11 protein-coding genes are annotated in these 12532 nt (G+C 59.1%); 5 read left to right on the top strand and 6 right to left on the bottom strand.

Annotation, left to right across the window (positions count from 1 at the left end; all coding sequences use genetic code 11):
- Positions 1 to 19: 19 nt before the first annotated feature.
- Positions 20 to 1135, bottom strand: coding sequence for a glycosyltransferase (locus tag I6L46_RS05465; RefSeq protein WP_216977574.1), 1116 nt, complete (start codon positions 1133 to 1135; stop codon positions 20 to 22).
- A gap of 157 nt (positions 1136 to 1292) precedes the next feature.
- Here I6L46_RS05465 and I6L46_RS05470 point away from each other — a divergent pair, with 157 nt between their 5' ends.
- The 3 genes from I6L46_RS05470 (at position 1293) to I6L46_RS05480 (ending at position 4951) form a co-directional block, all read left to right on the top strand.
- Positions 1293 to 2708, top strand: coding sequence for a GNVR domain-containing protein (locus I6L46_RS05470; RefSeq protein WP_139435338.1), 1416 nt, complete (start codon positions 1293 to 1295; stop codon positions 2706 to 2708).
- Between the two features lie 348 nt (positions 2709 to 3056).
- On the top strand, positions 3057 to 3914 hold the full coding sequence (locus I6L46_RS05475) for a DUF6236 family protein (protein ID WP_216977575.1): 858 nt from the start codon (positions 3057 to 3059) through the stop codon (positions 3912 to 3914).
- 413 nt (positions 3915 to 4327) lie between these two features.
- The gene (locus tag I6L46_RS05480; protein WP_162632510.1) at positions 4328 to 4951 is read left to right on the top strand and encodes a hypothetical protein; all 624 of its coding nucleotides are present in this window, start codon (positions 4328 to 4330) and stop codon (positions 4949 to 4951) included.
- 169 nt (positions 4952 to 5120) lie between these two features.
- On the opposite strand, the gene I6L46_RS05485 is transcribed toward I6L46_RS05480, so the two are convergent.
- The gene (locus I6L46_RS05485; RefSeq protein ID WP_111900042.1) at positions 5121 to 5966 is read right to left on the bottom strand and encodes a DUF1194 domain-containing protein; all 846 of its coding nucleotides are present in this window, start codon (positions 5964 to 5966) and stop codon (positions 5121 to 5123) included.
- Between the two features lie 158 nt (positions 5967 to 6124).
- Between I6L46_RS05485 and I6L46_RS05490 the strand changes: the two genes are divergently transcribed.
- On the top strand, positions 6125 to 6892 hold the full coding sequence (locus I6L46_RS05490; protein WP_005351432.1) for a hypothetical protein: 768 nt from the start codon (positions 6125 to 6127) through the stop codon (positions 6890 to 6892).
- Entirely contained in the window at positions 6879 to 7325 is a 447-nt protein-coding gene (locus tag I6L46_RS05495; RefSeq protein ID WP_111900041.1) for a hypothetical protein, read from the top strand. The genes I6L46_RS05490 and I6L46_RS05495 overlap by 14 nt, the downstream gene beginning before the upstream one ends.
- Here the strand turns inward: I6L46_RS05495 and I6L46_RS05500 are convergent.
- Genes I6L46_RS05500 through I6L46_RS05515 form a run of 4 tightly spaced genes read right to left on the bottom strand, consistent with a single transcriptional unit; the run spans position 7303 to position 12273 of the window.
- Positions 7303 to 7779, bottom strand: coding sequence for a hypothetical protein (locus I6L46_RS05500; RefSeq protein ID WP_216977576.1), 477 nt, complete (start codon positions 7777 to 7779; stop codon positions 7303 to 7305). The two genes, I6L46_RS05495 and I6L46_RS05500, sit on opposite strands and share 23 nt — an antisense overlap.
- 11 nt (positions 7780 to 7790) lie before the next feature.
- A complete protein-coding gene (locus tag I6L46_RS05505) occupies positions 7791 to 10325 on the bottom strand; it encodes a hypothetical protein (protein WP_216977577.1) in 2535 nt (844 codons plus the stop codon).
- Positions 10322 to 11521, bottom strand: coding sequence for a glycosyltransferase (locus I6L46_RS05510; RefSeq protein WP_216977578.1), 1200 nt, complete (start codon positions 11519 to 11521; stop codon positions 10322 to 10324). Before I6L46_RS05510 ends, I6L46_RS05505 begins: the two co-directional genes overlap by 4 nt.
- Positions 11518 to 12273, bottom strand: coding sequence for an acyltransferase (locus I6L46_RS05515; protein WP_201941985.1), 756 nt, complete (start codon positions 12271 to 12273; stop codon positions 11518 to 11520). The genes I6L46_RS05510 and I6L46_RS05515 overlap by 4 nt, the downstream gene beginning before the upstream one ends.
- Between the last annotated feature and the right edge of the window lie 259 nt (positions 12274 to 12532).

Below are 12532 nucleotides of genomic sequence, written 5' to 3' on the forward strand. Positions count from 1 at the left end.
TGGTCATCGGGTCGCTTGATCAGCGGCTGTAAAGCTGCTGATAGGCCTGAGCCATCCGGCTCAAGCTGCTTTGCTGGCACACAAACTCACGGGTGACGGCACGCAGGCTATGGCACTGCAGCAACCCTTGTGCCAGAAGCTGGGCAAGGCGGCCGGGATCCCGCTCCGACAGGATATGGCCGCTGGCCTGGCAGACGATCTCTCTGGCCGCCCCCACGTCGCTCATCACCACCGGCACCCCGCACGCTTGTGCTTCCAGCACGCAAAGCGGCATCCCCTCCGCCAGCGAGGGAAGGCAGAAGAGATCCAGCCCCTGATAGAAGCGCGGCATGTTTTCGACCAGCCCCAGAAAATGGACCCGATGGGTGATCCCCAGTTGCTGACACTGTTGTTGCAACGCATTTTGCAAACTGCCGACCCCTGCCAACGCAAGATGCACCTCTTCTGGCAGGGCTCGGATCGCCTCCAGCAGCAAGTTATGCCCCTTGACCGACTCAAGGCGGGCGGCACAGCCAATCAACTTGACCCCTTGTGGCAGCCCCATCTCCTGACGGGCGAGGGCGGCGGCGTCCGGGGCAAAGCGCTGCTCATCGATGCCGTTGGGGATCACGGTTGGCGACAGCTGGCCCAGCTTGGCCAGCAGCTGGTTGGCCACCGGCGTGGCATCGGCCACCAGAATCGGCTTGAAGGCGCGCAGCCCCCACAGGGCCAGCGTGCGCTGATGGGGATCATCGAGATACCAGGCATCGTGCTCTGTGTGTACCAGGGTGGGCACCCGGGCCAGCCGACTGGCCAGGCCGCCATAGAGCATGGGCCCCAGATGGTGGGTATGTACCGCGACGGGCTTGAGTTGGCGCAGCAGTCGGGTGAGCCGCCAGAGGGTCGCCAGCGACCAGCCCGCGGGCTTTTCCAGACAGTGAATATTGCCTGCGAAGGGATGCAAGGCGGGCCATGCCCTTAGCACATCCCCTTTGCGCCCTTCGAGGGAGATGATATGCACCGGCTGCTCGGCAGGGCTCGCCTGAGTGAGGTTGAGCACCATGGTCTCCAGCCCGCCCGGCTGCAGGTGCTGCACGATTTGAACGATGGAGCTTCTGCGGGGATGGGGTCTGTGCGACGGGGTTGATGACAACATGGTTCGCGCTCCGGCAAGGGAAGGGGTAACACCCCGGATAGCGGGAGAATGCGAATCTTGTACCACTCTTGCGATCTGCCCACAGAGGCGATCAGCACCTCTGGTGGCACTGCCTTTGCATCGTGCGGGGGAAGGGCTTTTCTCAGGGAGTGATGCCATGCCTGTCCAGTTCTATTACAACCTCTACATCATTCTCTTTGCCGCCTGGCGGCGCCGCTATCTGCTGGTGATCCCGGTACTGGTGATGCCGCTGGTGGGCGTGACGGTCGGCCTGCTCACCCCCAAGGAGTATGAGAGCCGCACCACCTTTATGGTGCCGCAAGATGCCAACCAGACCCCGACCCTCAAGGATCTGATCACTCAGGAGAGTCTCAAGGATCGCTTTGCGGTGCTCGAAGCCCTGCTGCGCAGCCGTTATGTGCTGGACGGGGTAGCGCGGGATCGTGGCCTGGTCAATGACGAGACCCCCCCAGCTCAGCGCGATGCCATCATGGACTGGCTCTCGAGTGCCGTCTCGCTGCGGCTGATCGGCGATGAGGTGATCGAGATAAAGGTCAAGGCGGATTCGGCGGCCAACAGCGCCGGTTTGCTCGAAGCCATTTCTCGGCGCTTTTTCTTCAACCTGCTCAGTAAGGGGCGCCAGTCGGCGGAGTCGTCCGAACGTTTCCTGCAAAGCCAGCTCGACAGCCGCCGCAGCGAACTGCAAGAGGCCGAGCAGCTGCTCGCCGATTTTAAACGGGAGCATGCCAGCGCCTTGCCCCAGCAGCAGAGTACCAACGTCGCCCGTCTCTATGGCTTGCAGGAGCGTTATGCCGAGAGCCTGATCACCCTGCAGCAGGCCAAGGCCCGGGTCGATCAGCTATCACTGGGGCAGGAGAGCCAGCTGGCCCGCCAGCTGGATGAGAAGCTGCAACTGATGCGTACCGAGCTTGTGTTGCTGCGGGCCCGCTACAGCGACGAGCACAGCAAGGTTCAGAGCCTGCGCTATCAGATTGACCAGTTGCAGCAGGAGTTCGAGCAGCTCAAATCTCAGCCGGATATGGCGCGCGGGCCCGAGTGGCAGCTGGCCCAGACGCAGCTGACGGAGGCGGAGCAAAACACCGCCGGCCTGAAGAGTCAGCTGGATGGGCTGGACAAGGTGGTCGACTCCCAGGGCGATACCGAACGCCAGCTCGCCGAGCTGGAGCGGGATCTGGCGGTCAAACGCACCCTCTATCAGGATTTGCTGCTGCGCTATGAGAAGGCCAAGGTGACTGGCGATCTGGGCAACTTCGAGCAGGGGGAGCGGATCAAGGTGATCGACAAACCCTTTGCCCCCAGCAAGCCGAGCAACTACCCGCTCTGGCTGTTTTTGCTGGCGGGCATTGTTGGCGGGTTGGGGCTGGGCTGCGGTCTGGCGCTGGTGGCCGAACTGGCGGATGCCAGCCTGCGCCGCTCCGATCAGCTGGCCGCCCTGGTCAAGGCGCCGGTGCTAAGCCGCATTCCCTACTGCGAGCCGGTGCCGGACTATCCATCCAATAGTGATCATGCGCTGGATGGGCAGGTGTTGCCCTTGTCACCAGAACCGGGGTGATTGCCGTAAAAGCGGGCTGCCAGCAGGAACCTGAATATATCTGAAAAGGCCTTGTGATAAGGCCTTTTTTATAAGACTTTGTCAGCTGCTGGGGCAGCTACATCATTTGAGATGATTGGTGTCGAGCACCGTTCAAATGTGTTTATAAATATGAGGTCTGGTAGCGTTTTATAATTTCGTTTCTTGACTGTTGGTTTGCACTGGTGGTACAAGTGGAACTATTGATAAAACTCACACATGCATGTGTCTGTTAATAAAGAATTATTTTCTGCGGGGTTAGATGTAAACGCTACCAGTATATTAATGCAGCCTTCCATTTTAATACTGTCATAAAAATTAGGAGATATGGTGGAAAGAGGAATAGTAATTACACCTAATTACAATATCTTAAATGGTGGCCATGGATTGCAAATTAATGGTCCTGTCGAACCAACTAATTTAAGAAAATATTTGCTTTTTTGGGATAAAATTGATTATCCGACGAACAATATGATTCACTATGGAGCAGGAGATGACTTGGATTTTCTAATCCAAGAAGGTGTTGCAAAGTCAACATCAGTTCATTTTAGAGAGCTTCGTGGTGACCAAAATGGACTCCTATTTTTGGCGACACAAATGGCTGCATATGAAGAAAATAATAAAAATGCAGAGCAAGAATGGAGTATTGCACAGCCTACCGATCATTTGTTGATTCCACAGCAGTATACGAAAACTCAAGGTTGCTTAGAGTTTGAGTTATATAATGCCATTCAAGTACCAACTGGTGACGTGCCTTTGCCCGAGGTTTATGAGTTTAAAAAGCGTCGCAATGATGAACTATTGGCATTAAGGGATTCAATGGACTTAGTCGTTGATTCAGTGCTTACCGCCCAAGATATACCAAAACGTAAGATTAAGGTTCTGAATAAACTTCATCGCGATCTAAATGATTTTAATCGTGTTATGAAAGAAACAAAGTTTGAGAGAGTAAAGCGGTCTCTAACTGCAGTGGCCACTGACCCTTGGTTTGGTGTTGCTAATGCAGGTGTTTTAGCAAAAGACTACTTACCAGAAAACTACCAACCATATGTACAAACGTTAAATGTGGCTGCATTAGGCGCTTGTGCTATTAAATTTGTGTATAAAGAACTCAGTGTTGGAAAATCAGTGCCAGATAATTTCAAGCATTTTGCCTATTTATCATCAATGCGACGGGAGCTTTTATAACAAACAGCTCGTAGGTTCGATTAGCGCAGCGAAATCGGACGATCGAGGTGAAATTCCATATCAATGCGGCAATAACGTCACGACCGGTGCCAGTTCGAGAGTCAGTTTTTTGGGTGGGGCGAAGTGGCAATTTGGGAGGGTTTGGGTGAGTTAAAGAGAAATATTGTAAAAAGGCGCGAGCGTCCGATTAGCCGGTAGGCGTAATCGGACGCTCGCGGTGATACTCCCCATCAATGTGGCAAGCACGTCACGACCGACGCCAGTTCGAGAGTGAGTTTTGGGGCGGAGAAGTGGCAAGATGGAAGGGTTTTGGCGAGTTAAAGAAACATATTACAGAAAGGCCGCGAACGTCCGATTACGCTTCTCTAATCTAACCTACTGCCCTTAAAAAATCGTAATGAGGAGAGACTATATTGATAAATTATCTGTTGTCACGCTCTGCTGAACTTGAAAGAAACTTACTGGAGTTTTTAGTACTGCCTCCCTTCGATGACTCACAAAGAATCATGGTGAGCAGAGTCATGTGTAGTATTGCTTTCGAGCATGCTGAAAGTGCCAAAATACTTATATCAGCAGGTAATCTAACCTCGGCTACGGGGCTTGTTCGTCTTCAATATGAGGCACTGGTTCGGGCAATGTGGCTGCTCTACGCTGCAACCGATACAGATGTTTTAAAGTTAACCAGCGAGCTGACGCAGGAGACGGCAAATAAGGCAAATAAGCTTCCTATGCTCAGCGAAATGTTAGAAAAACTACAAGGAAAGTCCCCTCAAGAACCGTTGGATATGTTGAGAGAATTCAAAGAGTATTCTTGGAAACCTCTTAGTTCGTTCATCCACGGTGGACTTCATGCAATCCACCGCCACAGTAAGGGTTATCCACTTCCTTTACTTGAGCAGATGGTCAGAATATCCAACGGGGTGTCGTTAATGGTGGGCATGCTGTTAATTATATTGCATGGTGGTGGTGAGCAGGTAGGTAAAATACCACGTATTCAAAGAGAGTTTGCTGATTGTCTACCTGATACCAAGTTGTAAATTTCAATAAGAAGTGTCGTAAAGATCCGCCAGCCCCATGTTTTAGTCGAGTAGCCTGCCTCAGCCCAATCATGAGCACAACTGCTGTATATGCTCAGCCACTCATCCTTGTTTACAGATAAAAATCAGGGAGCCATAGCTCCCTAATCGCAACACACGGGGTGATTAACTAGCCGATGGCAGGTGTTTGTTGCCAGTTGGCTTGCAGCAGGCGTCCCTGGTTACGGCGCTGATAGCGCCAGGCCAGCAGTAGCGGCACACCGAGCAGCAGCTGGGCGGCCAGCGGGATCTCCTCGATGGGGGCGGCCAGTGCACCTTCCGGAATAATGCCCCCCTCAATTTCGGCTGCCAGTTTGAGCTCCAGCGCATTGCCAAAGTCGGCGAAGGTGGTGGCATTGATAACAAATGCATCCTGACCGCCCGCCACGTTCTCCACATACCACTCTTGCAGCACCCCATCGGCGTAGTCCTGACCTATGGTGATGCCGTTGATGGTATCGATGCCGGAGGCGAGCAGTTGATCCCGCACGGTAGAGGTATCCAGCCCGTTGTTCTGGATCCCGTCACCCGACACATCCATCACCTGGCGGGCGGCGGTGAAGTTGTTGGTATCAAACTGCTGGACACCAAAGGCCATCGCCGAACCGGGGGCCGTCATCCCCGCATAGGGGCGCACCAGGGCATCCAGGGTGGCGGCGAAGTTGTTGATGGAGGTCATGTCGTAGAGGTGGAACCAGTCAGTCATCACGCTCTGCTGGTTGCTGCTGCTCCACATGATCATCTGTACGGCGATGGACCCGAGTTTGCCGCCACTGGTGTCGAGGATGGCGCTTTGTACATCCTGACTGTAAAAGGCGTCCACATACCCCTGTAATTGCAGATTGAATTCCGATGAACTGACGCTGCCCGACACATCCATCAGCAGTTGCAGTTCGGTATCGACTTCGGTCAAGGCGTATGCGGGGGAGGTTACCAACAACATCCCCAGCAGCCCTGCCAACGGTTTGAGTTTCATTGCCCACTCCTTCTCCTTGGCGCTAGTGCCAGCAGGGTGGAATGAATAAAGCGTGCCAGCTTTGGCGAATCCTTTGACTTGGCTTGATCCGGGTGAGACCGGGCAGGCATGGAACTTGCGACAGCGGTCAAAAGCGCTGATAACCGGCAGGAGTTGCGATGGAGATCCGTCCCTGGCAGTGGGCACCCAACTGGCTGCTACTTGGTTTGGCCAATCAGTGGGGCATGGTGTGGCTCAATATGGGCCACTTCAACCTGCTGGTGGTGTTGCTGATTGCTATCTGGTGGCAAATTGCATCGCGGGTTGCACCGAGCTGGCGCCCGCATCCACTGGCGCTCGCCCTCTTTATCCTGCTGATCCTGATCCCCAGCGCCAGTTGCAAGGCGCTGGCCTGTCTGTTGCTGGTGGCCTCGCTGTGGCGCCGTCATCAGAGTGGCGATGAGCGGGCGGTGTTGCAGATTGTGCTCGCCTTTACCGTGGCGGTGTTGTGGGGGCAGCAGGTGTTTGCCCTGCTCTCCGGCCCTGTGCTGGCGCTCGATGCCTGGGGTGTGGGCCAGTGGTTGCAGCTGCTGGGTTGGGAGACTCGCCTTGATGGCAATCGCATCGAGCGGTTGGGGGGCCATGCGCTGATCGTGCTCAAGGGGTGCTCCTCGTTTTCTCAACTCTATCTGGTGGTGCTCTCCTGGCTGGTCTCCTGCTGCTGGCTGGCACCGGAGCGCCCCCTCTACCGGCAGTGGCCCATGCTGCTGCTGGTTTGCCTGCTCTATATCGGGGCCAATCAGCTGCGGTTGGTGCTGATGAGCCTGGATCTGCGCTGGTATGGCTGGCTGCATACCGGCTCGCTGGCCCAGCTCTACCAGTGGGCCATCATGTTACTGGTGATGACCATCCTCTTTATCCGGGGGCGCCGTGATGCATCTATCTAGGGGATATCTGCTGCTGTTGCTGGTGGCGCTGCTCAGTGCTGCCGCCATGGGCTGGCGTTATCAGAACCGGGCGATCAATGAGGGGGCCAAACCCATGCTGATGGAGCTGGTCCAGTTGGGCTGGCGCTTGCGGGTGGCCACGCCGGTATTGGGCGGCACCTATGTCAGCTATCAGCTGGCCCATCCCCGCTGTGACGGCCTGCTGCAGGCCATGCTGGTGGCGCCGGATAGCGAGGCGATGTCAGTGACGCTGGCGGGTGAAGGGATGAGTCAGGGGGTGATGTTTTTAGGCGAGCTGCACCAGAGCCCGCCGCTGCTCTCGTACCGTCTTACCCAGGGTTGGCGCAAGTTGTGGGGGCTGGCCCCTTATCCCCTCTATCGGGTGGCTTTGCCAACCTCTTGCCTCGGCCTTATTGCGCCGCCGCTGGGGTGACCGCCTCCGATTCACCGTTTGGCAGAATGCGGATCAGCAAGGTATTGGGGGCCAGCATGGGGTCATAGCGGGGCTCCAGCTCAATGGCGCGAGCTCCCAGCAAGCGGGTGAGGGCAGTCAGTCGCACGCTTGCCATTCGCGCACTCTCCAGCATGTCGGTTTGCAGCCCGGGGCCGCTTACCAGCGCAATCCGGGCCGGATCCTTGCGTCCTAAAAACTGATGCAGCAGCTGCTCCTGATCCGCTGGCAGTTGTGTCTCCGCTTGCTGGTACTGCAGTTGCAGCTGGGGCTGTTCGGCCATTTGCTGTTCCCGCAACTGGTTGAGGATCGGCAGGGTCTCATTGACCGGCTCCTGACGGGCGCAACCGGTGAGGATCAGCAGCGGCAGCATCAGAGGCAACAGGCAGCGCAGGGCGCTGTCTTTTGCTGTGGAGCGGGGAGTCTGGTTGGCCATACGCAGTCACTTCAGGAGGATGAGTTGGCACCAGTTTGCAATGTTTTCAATCCCTTGGCCAGTTGTTCAATCTCGCGGCGCCACTGGATCCAGGCGGCAGAGGGCAGTTGCTCTGCCACCTGCCAACGGGTCGGCAGCTGATCCCGCAGACGCTCCAGCAGCAGGGCGGCCTCTACTTGATAGCGGGCCTCCTGCTCCAGCCAGGCGAGCCAGCGCAGATCCTCGATGGCTTGCTGCAACACCAGCAGATCGTGGGAGAGGCGGTGCGCCTCGCAGGCTTGCGGGCCGAGCAGCATAAAGTCGCTCTCCCGCCCGTCGGTGGGGTCATAAGGCAGGGCGGTCGGCATGCGGCCATGCCACTGCAAATAGCCTTCGGCGCCGCTTTGCCACAGGTAAAACCCGGCGGCTCTCGGGGTGCCCAGATTGTAAAACCAGGGGGTGACCTTGTGCTGGCGCACTCGCGCCACATCGCTCTTGTCGGCGCCAAAGCCTGCGTTGATCAGGGCAATCTCCACCTCTGCCAGCAGACCAACCTGACCCGGATGATTGAAGTGACCCGCACGGATCACCGCCGGATCCCGCCGTTTCATCTCCCGCGCCAGGGTGGTGATGGCGGGCAGGGTGGCAAGATCGGGCTCATCAAACAGGCTCCATGCCAGCGGGGGCAAGCCGCTGGCGGTCAGCCCCTGTTGCCGGGCCTGCCACTGATCAAGCTGGCTGGCAGGGTCTCCCCCCCAGCGTTTGAGCGGGGTATAGGCCAGCAGGGGCGGCACAAAGCCGAGCCCGGCCGCCTCTCCCATGATCTCCCGCATCCCCGCTTCATCCTGTGGCAGGGCGGGCGAGAGGCCGCTGATCCCGAGTTTGGCGAGCCGCGCCAGATCGCAGCGACTGGCCGCGGCGATCTGCTCTTTTAACGCCTCGGGATTGGGGCTCAGCCAATTCAGATAGGGGGGCGCTTCGACATAGATGCCGACCGGCTTGCTGGCCGCGGGCAGAGTCAGCGGCAGCACCTCGATAGTCAGTGGCAGCTGCACCAGTTGCTGCTGGCTCAGCAGCTGAATATTGCCCAGATAGTGACCGGCAGGCGCATCGCGAGGGACGGTGATCTGCAGTACCAGACGCCGAGGTACGCCTGCAAGCAGGGTGAGCCCGGCGATCCCCTCGACCAGCTCCTGATCCGAGGGGGCCAGCAGGGTGCCGCTCGCCTGCGGGCGAACCAGATGCCACTTGCCGTAATAGGGGGTCAGCGTCAGCGGTGATCCTGCCTGCTCGGGGGGCTGGATCACCAGCAAGGGTGCCGGATCGTCGGTGGCGGCGTGGATGGCAAACTCCAGCAACAGCTGGCTGCCACGGGCGGCCAGCACCGGTTGTGAAGCCTGCTGCAACGCATCGGCCGCAGATAGCGGGGCGATCTGCAGGGTTGGGGCGGCATCCGTAATCGGCGTGAGGCTCAGTTGCTGCGAAGCTGGGGCTGGGGAATAGGGGGCCAGAGTCCACTTTTCCAAAAACAGCTGGCGCTGCTTGGTCAGCACGCTTGCGGTAGCGTCGGCCAATACGGCGAGATCTTTTCCACTATTCGGGAGAGCCTCTTTGCGGGTGCTGGCCGGATAGGGGGCAAGCAGCAGCCCCGCCAGGTATTTGGCATCCGGTGAGTGACCCACCAATGTGATAGTGAGCGGGCCGCCGGGGTGGTTCAGGGTGACATGAACCGGGCCGCCCTGTCGTGCCCCGAACAGCTGCCAGGGATCCGGATTTGGCAGTGCCTCGCGAGATTGCCCCGCCAGATAGCGCTGCGTTAGCCACTCCTGCGGTTGCCACTGCTCGGCCCAGATGGGCTCGCCATTGACCAGCACGCTGCGCTCGAAGGGGTGGGGCAGGTACTCCCATTCACCTGGGTCATCCAGCCAGAGGGTGAGCTGGTAGCGTCCTTTGGCCAGGTCCAGCCGCACCCCGTCGAGATTGCGCAGCCCATCGCGCACAAGGGCATCGCCGGAGGGACGCAAGATGGGGGTGGGGTGGCCAATCAGCCGGGGATCCCCCGGGCTCAGGGGCTCAAAGCCGGTAAAGCGGGGCGCAGCCGCCGCCCCCAGATCCAGCGCAATGGTGCCCGCAGGCAGGGTCAGACCGGGTTCCCAGTACCAGCGGTGAATGGTCATTGAGGGGGCGTTATCGGCCATAAAGAGATAGAGCTTGGTGAGTTTGTCCAACGCCAGTGCTCTGGGCTGGCTGGTGCGCCACTCACTCAAGGCAAAGCGCTGGGTAAAGGGGCCGGGGGCGACAATCCGCTCCAGATTGACCCGGCTACGGTAGTTGACCGAGGCCTCATCGTCGATACGCAGGATCAGGGTTTGCGGGTGGGCGCTGGGGTTATGGCCCTCGATCACCAGTTCATCATCGCTCCCTATTGGCCAGTTCTGGGTGCTCAGATCGAGCCGCTGGGGTGTCTGGTTACTGGTTAGGGGCAGCGGGGTCTGCCCCTCCAGCCGGGTAGTGGCCATTGCTGCATTGGCGCAGAGCAGGATAACCAGCCAAAGCCCTCTGCTCATCCGGCCAGCCCCTTCAACCAGTTATTCAGCTCGGCAGCCTTGTGATCCCAGCTTTGCAGGGCCACCTGCTGCTGGCGAGTGTGGCGCCCTTCGCTGCGGGTGAGCCCCTCCCAGCCACTCTCCTGAAACCAGCCCGGATTGGGTTGATCAAAGGCGGCCCGGTTGATGGCCTGGGCCAGGCTCTCCCCATCGTGGGGGAGCTGGATCTGATCCCGATAGCCATCGAGAGCCGGAAAATCGGTGCTGACGATGGGCCTCCCTGCGGCCAGATATTCGCGCAATTTCAATGGATTGCAGGCACGGATCTGGGCGTTGTCGACAAAGGGCAGCAGACTCACCTGCCAGTGCTGGGCATAGGCCGCCAGCGTGTGGTGGGGACGGGGCCCCAGCAAATGGATATTGGGGAGCCCCTTGAGGGGGGAGATATCGGTCTGGACCGGGCCAATCAGCACCAGATCCCAGTGGGGCAGGGCGGCAGCCGTCTCTGCCAGCAGGGGAATATCAATCCAGTCGCTCAGGCTGCCGTAAAAACCGGCAATGGGGCGGCCGGAGGGGAGATCCGCCGGGCGTTCTCTGGGGGGCATAAACAGCTCGAGATCCACCCCGTGGCTGAGGAGCCGGGTTTTATGGGGGGGAAAGCGGCTGGCCAACGCGGGGCTGGCGGCCAGAATGAGATCGGCTTTTTCCACCAGTCGGGCTTCGCAGTGAGCTATGGCCTGATGATCCACCCCAGCCAGCGCCGAGAAGTCATCGCCGCAGTAGTAGATCACCGCCCGCTCTTCGAGCTTGCCAATCAGATCGACGGCGCTGGGCAGGGAGATCCAGAGCAGGGGGCGATCCAGCTCGGGCAACTGGCGCCGGATCTGCGCCGCCAGCCAGTGGCCATTGATCTTGCCCGCCAGCCGACTGCCCGGCAGCGGCAAGGCGAGCGGCGGCAGTACCCGGGGGCTGCTGGCGTCGACTGGCGCAACCGACTGGCCGCCATCATGGCGCGCGCCGCGCAGCACGGCCCCCAGTTTGCGGACGATGCGGGTGAGATCATGAAGGGTAAAGCGGGGGCAACGCATGCCGATGGAGTTGACCCAGAGCACTTGATAATCGGGCAACAGACGCTTGATCAGGTGTTGGGTGCTGGAGGGGTGCTGGCCCCAATCCTCGCCCAGCACCACCAGTTGCGGCAGTGAGTGTGGTTTCATGCAAAGGTCTCCGAAGCATGTGCGGGGTCGCTGTGATCCTGTGGTTGCAAGGTGCGCAGTACTGTGGCCGGTACACCCGCTGCCAGCACACCTGCGGGCAGATCCCGAGTGACGACGCTGCCTGCGGCGACAATGGTGCCGGCGCCTATGGTGACGCCGGCCATCACCATCACCCCGGTGCCAAGCCAGACATCCTGCTCCAGCACAATGGCCCCCACCTGTTCATCGCGATCCGGCAGGCCCCGGGCGCGATCGCGGGCATTTACCGGGTGCCCCGGGTAGCCCGCCAGAAAGGCACGCCCTGCAATTCTGACGTTATCCCCCAGCACTATCTTGCTGCCCACCGCCAGGGTGGTTTGCCAGCCAATCCCGACATTGCGGCCAATGACCAGCCTTGGTGTCTGGCTCGATGCCCGGCCGCTGATGGTCATGGCGGCGCTGAGGCGGCAGTCGGCACCAATTTCGATGGTGACCGGACCGCTGATATAGGGGATGCCGCCATAGAGATAGAGGCGCGGTGCCGGGGCCGTCAGGCGAGATTGAAACAAGGGGGTCCACCAGAGGGTGCGGGTCAGGGTCGCCAGCGCGTTGCTGCCCAGCAGATAGAGCCGATAAAGCAGCCGATGCAGGGGGGGGATCACGGGGAATGACCAGTGGCGGGCACTTTTGGCCAGTCGCCATACCCGGCGAGCCAGTGGCGTCTCCCCCTGTTTGGCCCAGCTTTTCATCCGGTGCAGGTTGATGGTGTTCATGGCGACCTCTCCCTCTGGTGCAGTCCGTTGCTCGCTATGCAGAAAGCAGGGATCGGGCCAACAGGACGACCCCAGCGGGATCGGGCCAAATGGGGCTAAGAGGTGGGGCAGATTGCGCCGGTCGGTGCAATTTGCAGCCAGCGTTGTGCAAAACGCAAATGCCAGTCTCATTCTGGGCCTGTTCAGGCCGGTTAAGCCGCACAGAGGGGCTATCGCTTCAGGGCAGGTGTGAGTGGCGTGGGCTTTGCATTAGCGGTAG

The organism is Aeromonas sp. FDAARGOS 1416 (assembly GCF_019048085.1).
Taxonomy (GTDB): Bacteria; Pseudomonadota; Gammaproteobacteria; order Enterobacterales; family Aeromonadaceae; genus Aeromonas; species Aeromonas veronii.